The organism is Mesorhizobium sp. RSR380A, assembly GCF_054719385.1.
In genome coordinates, this window is sequence record NZ_JBTTIB010000001.1 from 5,100,757 (window position 1) to 5,120,987 (window position 20,231).

Genomic DNA, 20,231 nt, shown 5'->3' on the forward strand with positions numbered 1-20,231 from the left:
TTGCTGCATGAGCGCAGCTTTCGAACACATTTCAGCAACCGCGCCGCTGCCGCCGCATTTGCGCGGCGGCGTGGTGGCGATCGGCAATTTCGACGGCGTCCATCGCGGCCACCAGGCGGTGCTCGATCGCGCGCTTGCCGAAGCCGGGCGGCGCGGCGTGCCGGCGCTGGTGCTGACCTTCGAGCCGCATCCGCGAAAAGTGTTCAGGCCCGATATGCCGCTGTTCGTATTGACGCCGCCGCCGATGAAGGCGCGGCTGCTGTCGCATCTGGGCTTTGCCGCACTCGTCGAACAGCCGTTCACGCGCGCCTTTGCCGGCCTGTCGGCCGAGGCTTTCGTGACCGATGTGCTGGAGACGAACCTCGGCATCACCCATGCCGTCACCGGCTTCGATTTTCACTTCGGCAAGGACCGGCAGGGCGGTCCTGCGTTTCTGATGGCGGCAGGCGAGCGCCATGGTTTCGGCGTCACCCTGGTCGACGCCTTTCGCGACGAGGGCGCCGAGGTGGTGTCGTCGAGCCGTATCCGCGAGCTGCTCTGCGAGGGAGAGGTCGCCGAGGCAGCAGGCCTGCTCGGCTACCGCTTCACCGTCGAAAGCGAAGTGATCGGCGGCCAGCAGCTCGGCCGCACGCTCTGCTTCCCGACAGCCAACATGAGGCTTTCGCCGGAAACGACTCTGAAGGAAGGGATTTATGCCGTCCGCTTTCGCCGCGCCGACGGCACGCTCTATGATGGTGTCGCCAGCTTCGGGCGTCGCCCGACTGTCGACGACAATGGCGCGCCGCTGCTCGAAACCTTCGTCTTCGACTTTGCCGGCGATCTCTATGGTGAGATCTGCGACGTATCGTTCTTCGGCTTTTTGCGCCCCGAGGTGAAGTTCGATGGGCTCGATGCGCTAGTGGCACAAATGAAGCGCGACGAGGCGGAGGCGCGCGCGCTGCTGGCCGGCGTCAGGCCGCTTTCGGATCTGGACGGCGCCATCGCTTTTTGAGCCTTCCGGCCGCTTACCTCTTCAAGCCCCTACTTCTTCAACGCCAGTCCGAGAGCGATGAAGCTCCAGCCCTGGAAGATCAGGTCGATGGCCAGGAACAGGCCGAGCACCCACAGGCTGTTGACCGGCCAGCCCATGGCGATGGTCAGCCCCGCCAGCACGCTGATCAGGCCCGCCGCGACGACCCAGCCCCAGCCCTTTTCCGGTCGGTGGCTATAGCCGACCCAGGCCCTGAGCGCGCCTGAAGCGACCAGCGCCACCGCCAGCAGCAAGGTCAGCACCGTCGAGGCCAGAAGCGGATTGTCGAAGGCAAAGAAACCGGCAACGGCATAAAGTAGGCCGCTGAGCAGCCAATAGAAGAAGCGGCTCCAGCTTTTCACGCCGAAGGCATGCACGATCTCGATGATGCCGGCCATCAGCATCAGCCATCCCACGACATAGACCGAGGCGACGGTGGCGATGAACAGATTGCCGAAGGCAATGCCGCCGAAGATGAGCAGCAGCACGCCGAGCGCGACGAACCATCCCCATTTGTCTCGTGTCCGGCCGATCGCGTCTTTCAGGGTGTCACCGTGCAGGGTCATAGCCGCATCTCCTCAAAGTCACTTGCATCAAAGATCGCCTGGCTTGTCGCCGTCGCTGAGGTTAATCCCGGCGTCGGCACCCGTCCAGCGATGCCGGGCAGCTCCCAAGCCGCGATCTCTGTCTCGGATTTAAATCAAATTTTACCAAACGGCCGTCAAAGCTGGGGCAGGGCGCGGCTGTGTTGTGTTAGTGGAGTGACCATGAGTCCGGTCAGGAAAATGTCTGCGGTTGTGGCGGCGATCATGCTGGGTGCGCCCACTGTGGCAAATGCGGGCGAGGGTACTTCCGGCTGGCTCTCGGGCGACTGGTACCTGACGCTTGGCGCCACCGGTATGGTCGCGCCGAAATTCGAGGGCTCCAACAGCTATCTGCTCAGCGCATCGCCGATCATCTCGCTGGGCAAGGCCGGCCCGGCCGCGCGCTTTACCTCGCGCAACGACAACATCTCGCTGGCGCTGGTCGACGATGGCGGCGTCCGCGCCGGCCTGACCGGAAAGTTCCTGTTTTCACGCGACAGCAAGGATGAACTCAAGGGCCTCGGCCCGGTGCGCTGGGGCGGTGAGGTCGGCGGCTTCTTCGAATTCTACCCGACGGATTGGTTGCGCGCCCGCGCCGAATTGCGCCACGGCATTCGTGCCCATAATGGCTTTGTCGCCGACATCGCCGCCGATGCCTTCTACGATATCACGCCGACGGTCAGGATTTCGGGAGGCCCGCGCGTGTCCTTTGCCTCATCGAGCTATTTCCACTCCTATTATGGCGTCAACGCCAAGGAGGCTGTGGCCTCGGGCCTGAGCGAATACCATCCTGGCGGCGGCCTGAAATCGACCGGACTCGGCGGCGCCATCACCTGGAAGGTCACCGACCCGATGACCGCCAGCCTGTTCGGCGAATATGCGCGCCTGATAGGCCCGGCCGCCGATTCCAGCCTGGTCAAGGAGCGCGGCGACCGTAACCAGTTCACGGTCGGCGTCTCGACCACCTATCGCTTCGACTTCGCGATGTAAGTGAATCGAACAAGAGACGCTTTATTCCTACGGCTTTCTCCGCTAAAAGCCCGGGAATGACGAGCTTTTCACGCGTTCGCGCGCTGACGATACGAATTACAGGCCCGGTGTTCCGGGCGGCCTGAGCGCCGCCGGAGCCGCCGGGAGTTTTGCGCGCCCCCTCGCGCTTTTCCAATCATGATAGTTCACGCCCGAGCTTTTACGCCCGCCGGGCAATGCATATGGCAGACCAATGACCGACACTGTTGAAACGATCGACTATTCCAAGACGCTTTATCTGCCGCAGACGGATTTCCCGATGCGCGCCGGCTTGCCTGAAAAAGAGCCGCTGCTGGTCAAGCGCTGGCAGGATATGGACCTTTACGCCAAGCTGCGCGAGGCGGCCGCCGGCCGCGAAAAATACGTGCTGCATGACGGCCCGCCCTACGCCAATGGCAACATCCATATCGGCCACGCGCTGAACAAGATCCTCAAGGACGTCATCACCCGTTCGTTCCAGATGCGCGGCTATGACTCCAATTACGTGCCCGGCTGGGACTGCCACGGCCTGCCGATCGAATGGAAGATCGAGGAACAGTACCGCGCCAAGGGCAAGAACAAGGACGAGGTGCCGGTCAACGAGTTCCGCAAGGAATGCCGCGACTTCGCCGCGAACTGGATCACGGTGCAGGGCGGCGAGTTCCAGCGGCTCGGCGTCGTCGGCGATTTCAAGAACCCCTATACGACGATGGCTTTCCACTCGGAGTCGCGCATCGCCGGGGAGTTGTTGAAGTTCGCCATGTCCGGCCAGCTCTATCGCGGCTCCAAGCCGGTGATGTGGAGCGTGGTCGAGCGCACCGCACTGGCCGAGGCCGAGATCGAATACCAGGACTATGAGTCCGACACGATCTGGGTGAAGTTTCCAGTTGTGTCAGGATTTTGGAGCGTTGAGCACTTTGCATCAGACGCTGCACCGTCCATGCGCGTTCCGGAAAGCGTTGCACTTTTGGACAACGCCCACGTCGTCATCTGGACGACAACCCCGTGGACGATCCCCGGCAACCGTGCCGTCAACTATTCGTCACGGATCGGCTACGGCCTTTATAAAGTTACAGCAGCCGAAAATTCGTTCGGTCCACAGCCCGGTGAAAAGCTGATCTTTGCAGATGCGCTTGCCGAAGACTCCTCGGCCAAGGCCAAGGTCACCTTGAATCGGCTTCGCAGCGTTTCGGTCGAAGAGCTTGGAAGCCTTACACTTTCACATCCCTTCAAAGGTCTCGGCGGCGGCTACGAATTCGCCGTGCCGATGCTGGCCGGCGATCATGTCACCGACGACGCCGGCACCGGCTTCGTCCACACCGCGCCCGGCCATGGCCGCGAGGACTTTGATGCCTGGATGGATGCAGCATCGGATTTGCGCGCACGTGGCATCGACCCTGCCATCCCCTTCACTGTAGACGACGCCGGCTTCTTCACCAGAGACGCGCCAGGCTTCGGCCCGGACCGTGAAGGTGGCGCCGCGCGCGTCATCGACGACAACGGCAAGAAGGGCAATGCCAATCAGGCGGTCATCGACGAACTGATCAAGCGCAACGCGCTGTTCGCGCGCGGCCGGCTGAAGCATTCCTACCCGCATTCCTGGCGGTCGAAGAAGCCGATCATCTTCCGCAACACGCCGCAATGGTTCGTCTATATGGACAAGGACCTCGGCGACGGCACGACGTTGCGCAGCCGTGCGCTGAAGGCGATCGACGACACACGCTTCGTGCCGGCGGCCGGCCAGAACCGTATCCGCGCCATGATCGAGGAACGCCCGGATTGGGTCTTGTCGCGCCAGCGCGCCTGGGGCGTGCCGATCGCCGTCTTTGCCGATGAGGATGGCAACGTGCTGAAGGACGAAGCCGTCAACCAGCGCATCATGGATGCTTTCGAACAGGAAGGCGCCGACGCCTGGTTCGCTGCCGGCGCCAAGGAGCGTTTCCTCGGCAATCATGATGCCTCCAAATGGAAGCAGGTGATGGACATCCTCGACGTCTGGTTCGATTCGGGCTCGACGCATGTCTTCACGCTAGAAGACCGTCCGGACCTGAAATGGCCGGCCGACGTCTATCTCGAAGGCTCCGACCAGCATCGCGGCTGGTTCCACTCCTCGCTGCTCGAAAGCTGCGGCACCAGGGGCAGGGCGCCCTACGACACCGTCGTCACCCATGGCTTCACCATGGATGAAGAGGGGCGAAAGATGTCGAAATCGCTCGGCAACACCGTCGTGCCGCAGGACGTCATCAAGCAGTCCGGCGCCGACATTCTGCGTTTGTGGGTGGTGACGACGGACTATTGGGAAGACCAGCGTCTCGGCAAGAACGTGCTGCAGACCAACATCGATGCCTATCGCAAGCTCAGGAACACCATCCGCTGGATGCTGGGCACGCTCGCCCATGACGATGGCGAGGAAGTGCCGCTCGAAAAGATGCCGGAGCTGGAGCGGCTGATGCTGCATCGGCTGGCCGAGCTCGATGAGGTCGTGCGCTCGGGCTACGACGCGTTCGAGTTCAAACGCATCACCCGCACTTTGCTGGACTTTATGGTGGTCGAGCTGTCGGCCTTCTATTTCGACATCAGGAAGGACGCGCTCTATTGCGAGGGGCCCGGCAGCGTGAAGCGCAAGGCCTCGGTGCAAGTGGTGCGCCACCTCTTCGACTGCCTGGTGAAATGGCTGGCGCCGATGCTGCCCTTCACCACGGAAGAAGCCTGGCTCGACCGTCATCCGGATGCTGTCTCGCTGCATCTCGACCAGTTCCCCGAGATTCCGGCCGAGTGGAAGAACGAGGCACTGGCGGAAAAATGGCGCAAGGTGCGGCAGGTCCGCCGAGTCGTCACCGGCGCGCTCGAGATCGCACGCGCTCAGAAGGTCATCGGTGCCTCGCTGGAAGCCGTGCCGGTCGTGACCCTCGACGATGCCGCGCTTGAAGCCGCGATCGCCGATGTCGACATGGCCGAAATGGCGATCACCAGCGGTCTCGTCATCGCCCACGGTAAGGCGCCGGAAGGCGCCTTTGCGCTCGACGATGTCAAAGGTGTCGCGGTGGTGGTCGAAAAGGCCGAGGACCGCGGCTTGGTCAAATGCGCGCGTTCGTGGCGCTATACCGCCGATGTCGGGCAGGACGTGGAATTCCCCGACGTGTCTGCCCGCGATGCCGCCGTCCTGCATGAACTCAAGGCTCTGGGACGTTTGTGACTGCTCATAAGCCGGTGCACAAATGCCATGCCGCGTGGGCGAAAACCGCCCGCGCGTTGCCCTTAACGAGTGGTTGAGATAAACACGCGAAACTCCGGAAGACAAATTGTCGCCGGAATTCCGTCGCAAGAGCGTGGACGATGGGGACCGGGCCTTTGGCCGGTGACGATCGAGAGGCTGTCTAGAGTGGGACTTTTTGGCATGATCGACAGAACTTCCGTGCGCGTTGCGCTGCTGGCGCCGCTTGTCGCGTCCGGCCTCGCTCTGTCCGGTTGCATGGGCTCGCCTACCTACGGCACCGACAAGACGGCTGGCGAGCAGCTTGCCGGAGACCTTTCCGGCGCCTTCGCGATCACGCCCAAGCACAAGGAACAGATCGACTACAGGCCGCGTCCGGAGCTGGTAAAGCCGGCGCCGGGGCAGAAGGAAGTGCTGCCGCCGCCGCAGGAAAGCATCGAGACGGCGAGCACCGATTGGCCCGAATCGCCCGAGCAGCGCCGCGCCCGCCTGCGTGCCGACGCCACTGCCCACCAGGACGACCCGTCCTATCAGTCGGGGATCGTCGATGACGTGCAGACCGATCCGGCTTCCGTGAAGAAGGCGCTGGCGGATTCGGGCTCCAGCCACCCGCCGGCCTGGTCGCCGAAGGATTCAGACAAGGGCCGCGCCGCCGAGATCCAGCGCCGTACCGCAGAGCAAAAGCAGGGCGACCCCAACACTCGCAGATATCTGAGCGAGCCGCCTCTGGCCTATCGAGCTGCCTCCGACACGGCGCCGCAGGGCGAACTCGGCGAGGATGAATACAAGAAGGAACGCCGCCTCAAGAAGGAAGCGGCCGCCAAGGGCAAGAGCGGCGGGCTCTTCGACTGGCTGCCCTCCTGGTAGGAACCGTCGCCTTCGGTAGCTGAAGGCTCTACGTTTCGCGTCTTTCCCGAAAGAATTCCCTGAGCAGCAGCGCCGCGTCGGCCTCGGCCATGCCCGGATAGATGTCGGGCGTATGGTGGCAGGTCGGCGAGGCGAAGAAGCGCACGCCGTTGACCACCGCGCCGCCCTTCTCGTCGGCCGCGCCGAAATAGAGCCGGCGCAGCCTGGCGAAGGAAATGGCGCCTGCGCACATGGCGCAGGGTTCCAGCGTCACATAGAGGTCGTGGCCGGTCAGCCGCTCGCTGGAGAGCGTTTGGCAGGCCGCGCGGATGGCCAGCATTTCGGCATGCGCCGTCGGATCGGCAAGTTCGCGGGTGCGGTTACCGGCGGATGCCACCACCGTGTCGCCGCTGGCGATGACGGCGCCAACCGGAACTTCTCCGCGCAAGGCGGCGGCTTGCGCCTCTTTCAGCGCCAGCGCCATGAAATCCGGCCGCTTCACGCGGTTTCCATTCCGATTATCTCCTCGCCACTTGGCGGTGATCCTGTTATGGAGCGCGTCAACCCGAATATCGGAACAGATTTTCGGAAATGATCATGCGCCAAATCAAAGTGCTATAGCGTCCTTTGCGCGTCCGAAAGGATGCGCCACGCTGTAGCAGCGCAACAAGGCAAAGGCCACATGGACGACAACGACAAGAAATCTCCGCGCCACAAAGGCCCGGGCAAAAGCGGCCCTGGAGCCGCGGGGCCGCGCCGCGATGGCGCCGCCGGCAAAAGCGGCAAACCCTCCTTCGGGGCCAAGAAACCCTATTCACCGCGCGGCGCCCGGCCCGCAGCGGCTGAGGGCGAGCGGCCCAAGCGCGATTTCAAAAGTGGCGACCGGCCATTCAGCAAAGGTCCGCGTTCCGAAGGCAAGCCCTTCGAAAAGCGCGAGGGACCGCGCAAGCCATATGCACCACGCGGTGACCGGCCGATGGCAGCCGAAGGCGAGCGCAAGCCGTATGAAAAGCGCGAAGGGCCGCGCAAACCCTATGCGCCGCGTGGGGATCGCCCTATGGCGGCCGAGGGTGAACGCAAGCCGTATGAAAAGCGCGAGGGGCCGCGCAAGCCTTATGCACCGCGCGGCGATCGGCCGGTTGCGGCCGATGGCGAGCGGCCAAAGCGCGATTTCAAGGGCGGCGATCGGCCGTTCAGCAAGGGGCCGCGTCCCGAAGGCAAGCCTTTCGAAAAGCGTGAAGGGCCTCGCAAGCCCTACGCACCGCGTGGCGATCGGCCTGCTTCCGCCGAGGGCGAAAAGCGTTTTGACCGGCCAAAGCGCGATTTTGGCGATCGCCCGCAGCGCGACGCCGGAGATCGTCCCAAGCGTGACTTCAGCGATCGCCCCAAGCGCGATTTCGGTGGTGACCGGCCGCAAGCATCTGGCGGCGCCTTCAAGCCGCGCCCGCGTCCGGCAGATGCGGAAGAAGCCGGCGAGCGTATCGCCAAGCGGTTGGCCCGCGCCGGCCTGGCGTCGCGCCGCGACGCCGAAGACCTGATCGCGGCGGGCCGTGTCAAGGTCAACAACCGGGCTTTGACCTCGCCGGCCTTCAACGTCATGCCGGGCGACATCATCCATCTCGACGGCATGGAGATCCCGCCGATCGAGCGCACCCGCCTGTTCCTGTTTCACAAGCCTGCCGGCGTCGTTACCACCAACCGCGACCCCGAGGGCCGCAAGACCGTGTTCGACGTGCTGCCGGCCGAATTGCCACGGCTGATGACCATCGGCCGCCTCGACATCAACACCGAAGGCCTGCTGCTGCTCACCAACGATGGCGGTCTGTCGCGCGTGCTCGAACTGCCTGCCACTGGCTGGCTGCGCCGTTACCGCGTGCGCGTTCATGGCAAGGTCGAGGAAAGCATGCTCGCAGGCCTGCGTGAAGGCATTGCCGTCGACGGCGTCTTCTACGGCGCCATCGAAGCGACGCTCGATCGTGAACAAGGCACCAACGCGTGGCTGACGATCGGCCTGCGCGAAGGCAAGAACCGCGAAGTGAAGAACATCCTTGGATCGCTCGGCCTCGACGTGACGCGGCTGATCCGCATCTCCTACGGACCGTTCCAGCTCGACGATCTCGCCGAAGGCCATGTGCTGGAGATCAAGGGCCGCGTCTTGCGCGACCAGCTCGGCGAGCGACTGGTCGAGGAATCCGGCGCCAATTTCGACGCCGAGATCATCAAGCCGTTTTCCAACCAGCCGGTGCGGCGAGAGCGTGACGCGGAGCCGGAACGGCCGAAAGTCACCCGCGAGGGTGACCATCGGCCGATCGGCGAGGGCGGTCTTATCAAGAACCGCAAGCGCCGCGAAGGCAGCCGCGACGAAGCGCTCGGCAAGCTGTCGACCAGTCCCGAAAGGGGCGCGAGGCCGGAAAAGAGCTTTGGCGAACGCGGCCCGAGACCCGAGCGCAGCGAGTTTTCGGACAAGCCGCGCAGCGAGTTTCGCGAAAAGCCGCGCGGCGATTTTGGCGACAAGCCCCGTGGAGGCTTCGGCGACAAGCCGCGCGGCGCCTTTGGTGACAAACCGCGCGGCGGCAAGAAGCCCGAGCGCGAGCAGCGGCCGATCGATCCGCCGGGCCAGCGCAAGGCTAATGTCTGGATGGCGCCGGGCGCGCGTCCGATCGGCAAGGGCAGGGCGGAAGCCGATGCCGCCAAGGCGGCCGAGGCCAAGGCGCGCAAGGCGTCGTTCAAGCCGTCCTATGGCAAGCCGTCCGATGGCAAGCCGGGCGGAGCCAAGCCGTTCGGCAAGCCGGGTGGCGAGCGTCCGGATGGCGGTCGGGGCGGCGAGCGGCCACGCAACGGTCCCAAGGGCCCGAGGACCAGATGATGCCGGGACTTAAATGAGATCCGGCCTTAAATGAGACCCGGGCATAAATGAGAATCGTCGGCGGCCAATTTCGCGGGCGTCCGCTGGCGACGCCGCGCGACCATGCCATCCGCCCGACGACCGACCGCGCCCGCGAGGCCGTCTTCAACGTGTTGGCGCACCGCTTTGCCGACAAGCTCGACGGCGCGCGTGTGCTCGACCTTTTCGCCGGCACCGGCGCTCTCGGCCTCGAAGCGCTGTCGCGCGGCGCTTCCTATGGCGTCTTTATCGAAGAATCGGCCGAAGGGCGCGGCCTGATCCGCACCAATGTCGAAGCTTTTGGCCTTACCGGCCGCACCAAGATCTTCCGCCGCGACGCGACCGCCCTGGGTGAGGCCGGTACGCTTGCGGCATTCGGCCTGGTCTTCGCCGATCCGCCCTATGGCAAGGGCCTTGGCGAGCGCGCCCTGCGCTCGGCCAGGGATGGCGGCTGGTTGCTGCCCGGCGCGCTCTGCGTGATCGAGGAAGCCGCCTCGGCGCCCTTCGAGATTGGGCCGGAATTCTCGGTGGTTGATGAACGAAACTACGGCGAGACGGTGGTCCGGTTCATCGAGCTTGCGTAAGGGTGTGGCGATCGGCGCCTTCAAAATGACGCACAATTCACTTTGCCTCCGCGGCTGACCTTGCCTATCGTCGCGCGATAACAACCGGAGCCATCAATGACATCTCATACTGAATGGCTGCGGAGGGCCTTGCTCGCCACCGCGCTGACCATGGCCGGCCCGGCCCTGGCCGCGGATGATGGCAAGGTGGCCAACTTCCTGCTCGACAATGGCATGGAGGTGGTGGTCATTCCCGATCATCGCGCCCCCATCGTCACCCATATGGTGTGGTACAAGATCGGCAGCGCCGACGAGCCGCCAGGCAAGTCCGGCATAGCGCACTTCTTCGAACACCTGATGTTCAAGGCCACGACCAACCACGCCGCGGGCGAGTTCGACCGCGCCATATCGGCCATCGGCGGCTCCAACAACGCCTTCACCTCATATGACTACACTGCCTTCCACGAGACGGTGGCGCCCTCGGCACTTGGTGAGATGATGAGCTTCGAGGCCGATCGCATGCGCAACCTCATCTTGACCGACGAGGTCATCAAGACCGAGCGCGACGTGATCCTGGAAGAGCGCCGCGCGCGCATCGACAGCAATCCGCAGGCGGTGCTCGACGAAGAGGTCGACGCGACGCTCTGGCAGAACCAGCCCTACCGCATTCCGGTGATCGGCTGGATGCAGGAGATGGAGCAGTTGAACCGCACCGATGCGGTTGCCTTCTATGACAAATACTACCGCCCCAATAATGCGGTGCTGATCGTGGCCGGCGATGTCGAGCCGGAGGTCGTGAAGGCGCTGGCCGAAAAAACCTATGGCAAGGTCGCGCGCGGTCCCGACCTGCCCCCGCGCATCCGCCCGGTCGAGCCGGAGCAGAACACCAAGCGCACGGTGACGCTCACCGATGGGCGCGTTTCGGTGCCGAGCTTTTCGACGCAATGGGTGGTTCCGTCCTACCACACGGCAAAACCCGGCGAGGCCGAGGCGCTCGACCTGCTGGGAGAGATCCTTGGCGGCGGCAGCCGCAGCAGGCTCTACCAGCAACTCGTGGTCAAGCAAGGCATCGCATCGGCGACCGGCGCCTTCTTCCAGGGTACGATGCTCGACGCCACCAATTTCACCGTCTATGGCGCGCCGCGCGGCGACGCCAAGCTGAGCGACGTCGAGGCGGCCGTCGACGCCGAGATCGCCCGCATCGTCAAGGACGGCGTCACCGCCGATGAGCTGGAGAAGGCCAAGGCCCGCTATATCAGGGCCATGATCTTCGCCCGCGACAAGCAGGACGAGATGGCCAATCTCTACGGCGCCGAGCTCGCCACCGGCGGCAACGTCAGGGATATCGAGGAATGGCCGGACCGCATTCGCAAGGTCACCGCCGATGAGATCAAGGCGGTCGCCGCACGCTATCTGCTGCTCGATCGTACGACGACCGGCTATCTCTTGCCGCAGCAACAGGCGGGGAATTGATGATGACGAGATTGAGCGTTAGCGCTGCCCCTCACCTGCCTGCCGGCATCCTCTCCCCCTATAGTGACGGGGAGAGGGGCGCTGTCATCGTCGATTTCGCCAACCATCAGCGTCGTAAGAAGAGCGCCAGCGTCGCGGCGAGACCCCTTCTCCCCGTCACTATACGGGGAGAAGTGCCCGGCAGCGCGATGAGGGGCGGAGCTGACCTTGGCGATCAATGGCCTGATGCGATTACTCATAGGCGCATCGCGGTTCTCCACGTCTTCGCCACACTGTTCCTCGGCATCTTCTTCCTCATCCTGCCGGCGCTTGCCGCGCACGCGATGGACATTCAGCCGGTGACCTCATCGAAAGGCGTCAACGCCTGGCTGGTCGAGGACCACTCCATTCCGATCGTCGCCATCCGCTTCGTGTTCGATGGCGGCTCGACGCAGGATCCGGCGGGGCGGGAAGGGCTGGTCAATCTGATGACCGGCCTATTCGACGAGGGCGCCGGCGACCTCGACAGCGAGGCCTTCCAGATCAAGCTTGACGATGCCGGCGCCGAAATGGGCTTCGAAGCGGCGCGCGACGGCACCTATGGCGCGATGCGGATGCTGGCCGAGCAGAAGGATGCGGCCTTCGACCTGCTCAGGCTGGCGGTCACCAGCCCGCGCTTCGACCAGGCGCCGATCGACCGTATCCGCGCCCAGATCCTGTCCGGCATCATCGCCAATGAGCGTGACCCCAACACCGTCGCGCAAACCAAATGGCTGCGCGCCATCTATGGCGACCATCCGTATTCCAGGCCCGACCAGGGCACCAAGGACAGCATCGCCACCATCACGGCAGCGGATCTGGCTGCCTTCCACAAGGCCAATTTCGCCCGCAGCGGCCTGCATGTTGCGGTGGTCGGCGACATAGATGCCGCGACGCTGAAACGGAAGCTCGATGAGGTCTTCGGCGATCTGCCGGAAAAGCAGGTGCTGCAACCGGTTGCCGATACCGAGCTGAAGCTCGGCCAGCAGCTCGAGGTCGACTACGACCTGCCGCAGACCTCGCTGCAGTTTGCCTACCCCGGTGTGAAGCGCGATGCGCCGGATTTCTTCCCCGCGGTGCTGATGAACCAGATTCTCGGCGGCGGCACCTTCACCTCGCGCCTCTATGACGAGGTGCGGGAAAAGCGCGGCTTGGCCTACTCCGTCGATTCCAACCTGGTCGACCACCAGCATTCCAATGCGCTGATCATCACCACGGCGACGCGTTCCGACCGCGCCGCCGAGACGCTCGCCATCGTCAAGGAGGTGGTCAAGAAGATGGCGCAGGAGGGGCCGACCGAGGCCGAGCTGGACGCGACCAAGAAATACATGGTCGGCTCCTATGCTATCAGCAATCTGGATTCTTCCAGCGCCATTGCCGCGACCCTGGTGGAATTGCAGCTCGACAATCTCGGCATCGACTACGTGCAGCGCCGCGCGGCGCTCATCAACGGCGTGACGCTCGATCAGGTCAAGGCAGCGGCGAAGAAGCTGCTGACGCCGGCGCCCGCGATTATGAGCATCGGGCCGAAGCTGGAGGCCAAATGACAGGTCCGACTTTCGGTATCGCCTTTGGCGGCGGCGGCGCGCGCGGCCTCGCCCATATCCACATCGTCGAGGCGCTGGACGAGCTCGGCATCAAGCCCGTGGCCATCGCCGGCTCCTCGATCGGCGCCATCATGGGCGCCGGCATGGCCTCGGGCATGAGCGGAAAGGACATCGAGGACTACGCCCGCTCGATCCTCGGCCGCCGCGCCGAGGTGGCGGCGCGCATGTGGCGCTCGCGTCCCGGCACCATCGCCGAGGCGATGCAGGGCGGCATCCGCGTCAGCCAGTTCAACATAGAGCGCATCTTGAAGGCGTTCCTGCCGGAAGCCATCCCGGAAACCTTCGCCGAGCTGAAAATCCCGCTGAAGGTGACGGCGACGGACTATTTCGGTCACAAGCTGGCCGTCTTCGACGAGGGCGACCTGCATTCGGCGCTCGCCGCCTCGGCTGCCATTCCCGCCGTGTTCCGCCCGGTGACGCGCGACGACCGCGTGCTGATCGACGGCGGCATCTACAATCCGGTGCCGTTCGACCTCATCGAAAACGACGCCGACATCATCATCGCCATCGACGTCGTCGGCGCGCCGAGCGAGGCCGAGCGCAAGCACCCGACCACGGTCGACCTGATGTACGGCGCGACGCAATTGATGATGCAGTCGATCATCGCCCACAAGCTGAACCAGCGCCCACCAGACATATTGATCCGCCCGCCAGTGTCGAAATACCGCGTGCTCGATTTCATGAAGATCGACACGCTGATGGCCGAGACGCAGGAGGTCAAGGACGAACTGAAGCGCGAGGTGGAAAGAGTGGTCGAGGCGCGTGCCAAGGGCAAGCGGGGGAAGAAAGTAGGGTGAGCTGCCGATCTCCCCCCTCGAGGGGGAGATGGCCGGCAGGCCAGAGGGGGTCGTCTCGCGTGAAGCTAGACCTCCTACTGTCGATAGGAGGTTGCGTCAGGACGGACCGACCGCCTGTGTCGCCTTCGGCGACATCTCCCCTAAAGGGGAGATTACCCCACCAGCGTCTCACACCCTCCCAGCCGCATATTCCAGCGCCACCACGCCATTGCTGAACTGTACGGTCGAGATCGGCTCCAACGCCACCGGCATATCGGGCGGGAACAGCTTCTTGCCCTCCCCGACGGAGCCAGGGTAGCTCAGCAGCCTGACGCGATCGACCAGACCATGGCGCAGCAATTCCCGCGCGACGCTCAGGCTGCCATGCACATAGATGTTGCCGCCGCTGCCTTGCTTCAGCGCCCGAACCGCTTCCGGCAACACACCCTTCAGCAACTCGGCCGGTTTCCAGTCGAGTGCCTTCGGGCTTGTCGACGCGACATATTTCGGCAGCGCATTGAACCGGTCGGCGAAGTCTCCGGTTTCCTTGGGCCAAGAGCCGGCAAAAATCTCGTAGGTCGTGCGCCCCAGAAGCATGGCCCCGCTGTCGGCAAGCTCGTCCTCCTTGAACCTTTGCATCTCATCGTTCCAGGTCACGCTGGGCAGCTTCTCGACCTCGGCGATGCCATCGATGCTGATGAATTCGGTGACAATAAGGTTTCTCATGGCGCTCTCCTTCTTCTGTCAAAGGACGAACCGTGTGAGCCTTTTGCGACCGCTCTGCGAAAAAAAGCGCTTTGTTGAGCAGGCGTTGCTGTCGGGCGCTGGCCCATCGCGCTTAAAGGGGGGCGCTTCGGACACCATCGACAAACGCCAGAACGACCACACACGGAGCAACGCAGTAAACCAGTCTCGCTCTGCGGCCCGTCTTCGTCACAGCGTCGCTTGCGTCGAGATCGACGGTGATGTCCTCATAGCCCAGCACTTCGCCATCAAGCGGGTAGGCGGCCTTGTAGACAGCTTCCTTGGCGGCAAAAAGGATGCGACCGGCAAGATACAAGTCGGTTGCGTCGATCCGGTCAGCGGGGGCTGCAACCAGCGCGAAGATGTCGTCGGGCAGGGGCAAAGCGGGCTCGATATCGATGCCGAGCGAGGCGACGTGGGAGAGCGGCGCGACGGCCGCCACGGCCATCTCGTCGTCGTGAGCCAGCGACCCCGTTACTCCATGAGGCCATACCGGTGCGCCGGAGGAGCCGCGGAGGATAGCGACGTCGTTCAAGCCCATATCCGCCAGCAACTCGTGCGCGATCCACCGCGCCGCGCCACTCGCCCGCCGCATCAGCGGCAGGCGTGACGGGATGGAGCGTGCTTCCTGCGGCAGCAAATGGTTCTCATCGCCTTCGCGGATCGTGCGGCATCCGATCCGAACGCCGGCGGGTGCCATGGCGGCCATCGCCGCCAGCAACTGCGCCGACAGGCTGGCGCCGGCATCGAGCGGGCGCGTCATGGCTGTTCGCCCCGCAGAGCGAGGTCGGCGATCATTTCCCCGTCCTCGTCGGGCCCTTCTTCGACGAAACCGGCAGCGCGATAGAGGCGGCGTGCCGCTTCATTCCCAGGTTCGTAGCAGATCGAAACGTGGCTGATGTGGCCGAGCCGCATGATTTCATCCAGCACTTCGCGCAAAGCGGCCTTGCCGTAGCCTTGGCCCTGATGGACGCGATCGATCATGAAGCGGTAGATCCGCGCCTCGTCGTCGTCCTCTGGCGCCTCATACATCAGGAAACCGACGACGCGATCCCCTGCCATGACGACGCGCGGCCGTGCGTCCCCGTCGGTTTCGGCTTCGTCCAGCGACTCCGCATTGCTGGCGACAAAATCGATCTGATCCGCGGCCAGTTCCAGAGCCGCGACCAGGGCCCGGTTGGCCGCAGTCACCGAAACGAGACGGACGTCTGCGCCCATCAAGCCGTTGCCTTGACGCTATCCTCCGGCAGCGGCTCGACGAAGCGATGCAGCTTGGCCGGGTTGCCCCGCCAGATCGAGTTGGGCTCCAGCTCTTCGCCCTTCATCACGAAGGAGTCCGCGTCGACCATCGAGCCTTTGCCCATCACCACGCCGTAGTGGACAAAGGCGGAAGGCCCGAGCGTGCAGCCATCGCAGATGCGGATGAAATCGGACTTGAACGCGCCTTCTTCCAGCGAATGGGCCTGGATCACGCAGCCCTCGTTGAGCGTGACGTCGTCGCCGATCTCGACCAGCGAACGCTCGGTCAAATTGCTGCCGCCGTCATAGACCCGGCTGCCGACCTTGACGCCGAGCAGGCGCAGGATCATCGGCCGGAACGGCGTGCCGGCGAACAGGCGCACGATGGGCGAATCCGCCAGCTTCCAGTGGCGCTCGTGGCGCCAGAAGGCGACGTCGTAGATGGTCGTCATCTGCGGCTTCAAGCCGCGGAAACCAAGACTTGCCCGCTCGACCAGAATGTAGAACGGAATGGTGATCGCCGAGGTCAAGATGACGGCGGCGAACAGCGCCACCTCCGCCCATTCCGTATAGTAGTTCAGCGCCCGGTCCCAGATCGCCAGCGTGACGAACAGCATGACCCATTGCGTTGCCAGGAACAGAAGAATGGTCACCAGGTTGTGGCGGTTCTTGAACGGGATGCGCCGGCGCCGGTCTGCCTCGTCGACGCCCGCGATAAGCTCCTTGTCGCGGTTCACCATGCGCGGGATTTCAAAGGCGGGCGAACCGAGAAGGCCGACATTCTCGCGCAACGGCCCGTCGATGGGGATCATCACCTTGGTGCCGAGCAGGACGTTGTCGCCCGTGCGCCCGTCCGGCGGATAATAGATGTTGTTGCCGAGATAGTTGCGCTCGCCGATGCGCGTCGGCTCGAGCCTGAAGGCCGAGGCGGACTTGTGCATGTTGATCATGAACAGCCCGTCCGACACCATGGTCTCGGTGCCGATCTCGCACAGAAGCGGGTTTTCGTGCTGCTGGTTGGAGCCGAAATTGGAACCGGTCTGAACCACTCTGTTGAGGTTCCAGCCGATGGCGCGCATGTAGTGCACGATCGCCGAGCTGTCGCCGGCCAGGAGCCCGAGCACGCGGGAATTGCTGGCGAATTCGGCGACGGTCTGCAGCCAGTAGCGGAAACCGTAAAGCGTGTAGGTGCGGCCCGGCTTCAAGATCAGGCTCGTCAGGCGCGGCACCAGCGTCGCTGCCAGGAAAGCCGCCGCGATATAGCCGAAAAGCGTGACCGTGGTGCCGATTGCGACAAGGCCGATCGTCTCCTGATAGTCGTCGCCGACATATTCCCAGTAGCTGTGGAACAGGAGCGGCAGCGGGGTGACGAGGCCAAACAGGCCGACCAGCTGCAGCGCTTCATAGAGGAAGCGCCGGACCTGGTAAGGATTGACATTGCGCACCTTGCAATAGTCCGCCGTGGTCGGCACCGCCGGCGATCCATGCCAGTGCTCGCCGTCGGGAATGCTTTGCCCGCGATGCAGCGAGGACGAATGGCCGAGCTGGGCGCCGTTGCCGATCCTGGTGTCGATGTCGAGCGTGGAGCCGACGCCGACGAAGGCATCGCGGCCGATGGTCAGCGGCCCGGTGTGGATATAACCGGACTGGGCCCTGAAGCCGAGGATCATCGATTCCTTGCGCAGGATGGTGTTGGCGCCGATGGAAATAAGATCCGTGCAGACGGGCACGGACTTCGATTCGATGACGGCGTTTTTCCCGAGTTTGGTGCCGAGCAGCTGCAGATAGAGGCTGTAGAGCGGGCTGCCGCGGAACAGCACGACGGGTGCGGTGCGGATCAACGTCTTGACCACCCAGAAGCGGAAGTAGCGCACGCCCCAGATCGGAAACGCCTCGGCCTTCCAGCGGCCGATGAGCACCCATTTCGCCAGGACTGCAAAGCCCGACATGCCGAAGAACACGGCGGCCGAGAGCGCCACGCACCGGATATAGAGCTGCAGCGGATCGTCGAGCGCGTCATACATCCAGTTGAGGCCGTCATTGATCGCCCAGAGCGCCACGTAGCTGTAGAGGCCGTAGAACGAAAGCTGCGCCGCGCCGCAGGTCCAGTAGGCGAAATTCGAGGCCCGGCGGGTGAGGACCGGCTCGTTGGTTGCCGTCGTCATCTCCTCCGCTACCCCCAGATGCAGCGCCAGGCGCGCCACTGTGGGATAGAGATAGATGTCGCGCATCGACGTCGTCGCCCATTCCTTCCTGGTGCGCACGCGCGCGCAGAAATGCGCCATCAGCAAGGAGTTGGCGCCGAGATCGTCGAAGAAGTGATCCTCGACCGACACCGCGTCGAATTTCAGCACCGTGGCCAGCGCTTCCGCCAGGAAACGCTCGTCCTCATTGGCGGGCGGCACCATCGTGCGATCGGCCGAAAGCCGGATGCTCGTCGGCTTCGGCAGCTGGCGCAGGTCTACCTTGTTGGAGACGGTCATCGGGATGGCGGGCAGCTCCTCCAGATAGGCGGGCACCATGTAGTCGGGCAGCCGCCGCTTCATCGTCTGGGCGAGATCCGCACGGGAAACCGCCGCTACGCCGGTTTTAAGCGCGTAATAGGCAACGAGTTCGACGCGGCCGGGCTCGATCTCCCAGGTGGTCACGGCGGCCTGGGCGATCTCGGGCTGGTCGAGCAGCACCGCCTCGATCTCGCCGAGTTCGATGCGATATCCGCGAATCTTCACCTGCGTGTCGATGCGCCCGGCATACTCGATCTCGCCGCTATCGTTGATCCGGCCAAGATCGCCGGTGCGGTAGATGCGCTGCGACGGGTTGTTCGGCAGGCCGACGAAATCGGCGATGAATTTCTGGTCGGTCAGGTCCGGCCGGTTCAGATAACCGACGGCGAGCCCGATGCCGGCAATGCCGATCTCGCCCAGTTCACCGGGCTCGGCAAGTTGCGGCAGCGAAGCGTCGAGAATGACGATCGAGTAAGTCGGCAACGGCGCGCCGATTGTGACGGGACGGTCCGGCGTCAGCGCCCCCATCGTTGCGGTGACGGTCGCCTCGGTCGGCCCGTAGGTGTTGAGGATCTGCCGGCCCGGCTTCGACCAGCGCACCACCAGATTGTGCGGGCAGGCCTCGCCGCCCACCAGAAGCGTGCGCAGGCTGGGAACGTCCGATGTCATCGACGACAACAATGTCGGGCTGCAGGCCATGCAGGTGATGTCATGGAGGCGCAGGAAATCCGCCAGTTCCTCGCCCACCAGCGGCATCTGGCCAGGTGCCGGCACCACCGTCGCGCCGGCGACGAACGGCACCCAGATCTCTTCGGAGGAAAAGTCGAAGGCAATGGTCATGCCCTGATAGACCCGGTCGCCCGGCCGGTAGCCATAGGAGGCGGCGGCGACGTGTATGAAATTGACGAAACTCTGGTGCGTGATGACCACGCCCTTGGGCTTGCCGGTGGTGCCCGAGGTATAGAGGATGTAGCAGATGTCGTCGTTCGCCTGCGGCTTCAGCGGCGCGGGCGACTGTGCGGAAATTTCGGCGACGGCGCTGTCGATCAGCACATGGGGAACGGGCAGTTGACCGGCGCGCGACGCATAGGCGGCGATGGTGATGATCATGCTGACGGCGGCGTCTTCGATGATCAGCGCCATCCGCTCCTGCGGAAACGCGGTGGCCAGCGGCACGAAGGCAGCCCCCGCCTTCATCACCGCCAGCAACGCCACATAGGTTTCCGCCGATCGGTCGAGGATGAGCCCGACCCGGTGGCCCGGCCGCACGCCGTGCTTGATCAGCATGCGGGCGAACCGGTTGGCACGGCTGTTCAGCTCCTGATAGGTCCACACGCGTCCGTCGGAGATCACCGCCGGCAACGTGGCGAATGTCACGGCGAGCTGCTCGAACACCGTATCGAGCCGCTCACCCGGCTGCAGGGCAAAGTCGGCGCCCGTCAGGACCTGGCCGTCCCTTGCCGGGCCGCGAGCGATCCTTGCCAGCGCATCGATGCTTGCCAGGCTGCCGATCGCCGTTGCCGCGTCGCTGTCCAGTTCGGCGATATCGTAGTCCATTTCCATACTTTCTCGTCCTCGCCGGGCATTGCCCGGCTGTTCATGCCGCCGCCGCTGGAGGAGGCACTACGCCGCCGCTGCGATTTTGTTGGTGGAGGGCTTCCAAAAAGGAAGAACCCGGAATCCCGACCGGGAAGCTTATGCCACCCGATCTTTTCGCCGGTTTTTCCGAACTGTTGAATTTTGTTTCTGGAGTGTGTCTGGG

The 20,231-nt window shown here is 64.1% G+C and carries 15 protein-coding genes; 9 read left to right on the forward strand and 6 right to left on the reverse strand.

The features are described 5' to 3' along the window. Window positions 1–7 precede the first annotated feature (7 nt). Window positions 8–991 (forward strand): bifunctional riboflavin kinase/FAD synthetase, encoded by a 984-nt coding sequence (locus ACYG9Z_RS24695; RefSeq protein WP_023752077.1) that lies wholly within the window; start codon window positions 8–10, stop codon window positions 989–991. A gap of 29 nt (window positions 992–1,020) precedes the next feature. Here ACYG9Z_RS24695 and ACYG9Z_RS24700 read toward each other — a convergent pair whose 3' ends face one another. Further along, entirely contained in the window at window positions 1,021–1,575 is a 555-nt protein-coding gene (locus ACYG9Z_RS24700) for an HdeD family acid-resistance protein (RefSeq protein WP_023715211.1), read from the reverse strand. A 201-nt stretch (window positions 1,576–1,776) separates the two neighbouring features. On the opposite strand from ACYG9Z_RS24700, the gene ACYG9Z_RS24705 reads away from it, so the two are divergent. From ACYG9Z_RS24705 to ACYG9Z_RS24715, 3 genes are all read left to right on the forward strand, one after another. Next, on the forward strand, window positions 1,777–2,583 hold the full coding sequence (locus tag ACYG9Z_RS24705) for a MipA/OmpV family protein (protein ID WP_023682975.1): 807 nt from the start codon (window positions 1,777–1,779) through the stop codon (window positions 2,581–2,583). 232 nt (window positions 2,584–2,815) lie between these two features. Next, window positions 2,816–5,797 (forward strand): isoleucine--tRNA ligase, encoded by a 2,982-nt coding sequence (ileS, locus tag ACYG9Z_RS24710; protein ID WP_023752076.1) that lies wholly within the window; start codon window positions 2,816–2,818, stop codon window positions 5,795–5,797. A gap of 201 nt (window positions 5,798–5,998) precedes the next feature. After that, window positions 5,999–6,682 carry a hypothetical protein gene (locus tag ACYG9Z_RS24715; protein ID WP_023682973.1) on the forward strand — a complete coding sequence of 228 codons (684 nt, stop codon included), beginning with the start codon at window positions 5,999–6,001 and terminating at the stop codon, window positions 6,680–6,682. A gap of 28 nt (window positions 6,683–6,710) precedes the next feature. On the opposite strand, the gene ACYG9Z_RS24720 is transcribed toward ACYG9Z_RS24715, so the two are convergent. Continuing rightward, window positions 6,711–7,163, reverse strand: a complete 453-nt coding sequence (locus ACYG9Z_RS24720; RefSeq protein WP_023694762.1) for a nucleoside deaminase — start codon at window positions 7,161–7,163, stop codon at window positions 6,711–6,713. A gap of 180 nt (window positions 7,164–7,343) precedes the next feature. Here ACYG9Z_RS24720 and ACYG9Z_RS24725 point away from each other — a divergent pair, with 180 nt between their 5' ends. The 5 genes from ACYG9Z_RS24725 to ACYG9Z_RS24745 all read left to right on the forward strand — a co-directional run bounded on the left by ACYG9Z_RS24725 (window position 7,344) and on the right by ACYG9Z_RS24745 (window position 14,003). Next, window positions 7,344–9,527, forward strand: coding sequence for a pseudouridine synthase (locus ACYG9Z_RS24725; protein ID WP_023752075.1), 2,184 nt, complete (start codon window positions 7,344–7,346; stop codon window positions 9,525–9,527). Between the two features lie 47 nt (window positions 9,528–9,574). Next, entirely contained in the window at window positions 9,575–10,129 is a 555-nt protein-coding gene (gene rsmD / locus ACYG9Z_RS24730; protein ID WP_023697689.1) for a 16S rRNA (guanine(966)-N(2))-methyltransferase RsmD, read from the forward strand. Between the two features lie 96 nt (window positions 10,130–10,225). Further along, window positions 10,226–11,581 (forward strand): M16 family metallopeptidase, encoded by a 1,356-nt coding sequence (locus ACYG9Z_RS24735; RefSeq protein ID WP_023750501.1) that lies wholly within the window; start codon window positions 10,226–10,228, stop codon window positions 11,579–11,581. Window positions 11,582–11,769: 188 nt separating this feature from the next. Next, window positions 11,770–13,146, forward strand: a complete 1,377-nt coding sequence (locus tag ACYG9Z_RS24740) for a M16 family metallopeptidase (RefSeq protein ID WP_023697687.1) — start codon at window positions 11,770–11,772, stop codon at window positions 13,144–13,146. Further along, window positions 13,143–14,003, forward strand: a complete 861-nt coding sequence (locus ACYG9Z_RS24745) for a patatin-like phospholipase family protein (protein WP_023712767.1) — start codon at window positions 13,143–13,145, stop codon at window positions 14,001–14,003. Before ACYG9Z_RS24740 ends, ACYG9Z_RS24745 begins: the two co-directional genes overlap by 4 nt. Before the next feature lie 168 nt (window positions 14,004–14,171). Here the strand turns inward: ACYG9Z_RS24745 and ACYG9Z_RS24750 are convergent, their stop codons facing one another. From ACYG9Z_RS24750 to ACYG9Z_RS24765, 4 genes are all read right to left on the reverse strand, one after another. Then, a complete protein-coding gene (locus ACYG9Z_RS24750) occupies window positions 14,172–14,708 on the reverse strand; it encodes a dihydrofolate reductase family protein (protein ID WP_023712768.1) in 537 nt (178 codons plus the stop codon). 112 nt (window positions 14,709–14,820) lie between these two features. Continuing rightward, the gene (locus ACYG9Z_RS24755) at window positions 14,821–15,489 is read right to left on the reverse strand and encodes a 4'-phosphopantetheinyl transferase family protein (RefSeq protein ID WP_023752074.1); all 669 of its coding nucleotides are present in this window, start codon (window positions 15,487–15,489) and stop codon (window positions 14,821–14,823) included. Then, window positions 15,486–15,944 carry a GNAT family N-acetyltransferase gene (locus ACYG9Z_RS24760; protein WP_031199606.1) on the reverse strand — a complete coding sequence of 153 codons (459 nt, stop codon included), beginning with the start codon at window positions 15,942–15,944 and terminating at the stop codon, window positions 15,486–15,488. Before ACYG9Z_RS24760 ends, ACYG9Z_RS24755 begins: the two co-directional genes overlap by 4 nt. Next, window positions 15,944–20,032: a Pls/PosA family non-ribosomal peptide synthetase gene (locus tag ACYG9Z_RS24765; RefSeq protein WP_023752072.1), complete on the reverse strand. Its 4,089-nt coding sequence runs from the start codon at window positions 20,030–20,032 to the stop codon at window positions 15,944–15,946. The genes ACYG9Z_RS24760 and ACYG9Z_RS24765 overlap by 1 nt, the downstream gene beginning before the upstream one ends. Window positions 20,033–20,231 lie beyond the last annotated feature (199 nt).

Coding starts and splice junctions, on each gene's coding strand:
- ACYG9Z_RS24695 (WP_023752077.1), top strand. CDS start 8: ATGAGCGCAGCTTTCGAACACATTTCAGCAACCGCGCCGCTGCCGCCG.
- ACYG9Z_RS24700 (WP_023715211.1), bottom strand. CDS start 1,575: ATGACCCTGCACGGTGACACCCTGAAAGACGCGATCGGCCGGACACGA.
- ACYG9Z_RS24705 (WP_023682975.1), top strand. CDS start 1,777: ATGAGTCCGGTCAGGAAAATGTCTGCGGTTGTGGCGGCGATCATGCTG.
- ileS (WP_023752076.1), top strand. CDS start 2,816: ATGACCGACACTGTTGAAACGATCGACTATTCCAAGACGCTTTATCTG.
- ACYG9Z_RS24715 (WP_023682973.1), top strand. CDS start 5,999: ATGATCGACAGAACTTCCGTGCGCGTTGCGCTGCTGGCGCCGCTTGTC.
- ACYG9Z_RS24725 (WP_023752075.1), top strand. CDS start 7,344: ATGGACGACAACGACAAGAAATCTCCGCGCCACAAAGGCCCGGGCAAA.
- rsmD (WP_023697689.1), top strand. CDS start 9,575: ATGAGAATCGTCGGCGGCCAATTTCGCGGGCGTCCGCTGGCGACGCCG.
- ACYG9Z_RS24735 (WP_023750501.1), top strand. CDS start 10,226: ATGACATCTCATACTGAATGGCTGCGGAGGGCCTTGCTCGCCACCGCG.
- ACYG9Z_RS24740 (WP_023697687.1), top strand. CDS start 11,770: ATGAGGGGCGGAGCTGACCTTGGCGATCAATGGCCTGATGCGATTACT.
- ACYG9Z_RS24745 (WP_023712767.1), top strand. CDS start 13,143: ATGACAGGTCCGACTTTCGGTATCGCCTTTGGCGGCGGCGGCGCGCGC.
- ACYG9Z_RS24750 (WP_023712768.1), bottom strand. CDS start 14,708: ATGAGAAACCTTATTGTCACCGAATTCATCAGCATCGATGGCATCGCC.
- ACYG9Z_RS24755 (WP_023752074.1), bottom strand. CDS start 15,489: ATGACGCGCCCGCTCGATGCCGGCGCCAGCCTGTCGGCGCAGTTGCTG.
- ACYG9Z_RS24760 (WP_031199606.1), bottom strand. CDS start 15,944: ATGGGCGCAGACGTCCGTCTCGTTTCGGTGACTGCGGCCAACCGGGCC.
- ACYG9Z_RS24765 (WP_023752072.1), bottom strand. CDS start 20,032: ATGGAAATGGACTACGATATCGCCGAACTGGACAGCGACGCGGCAACG.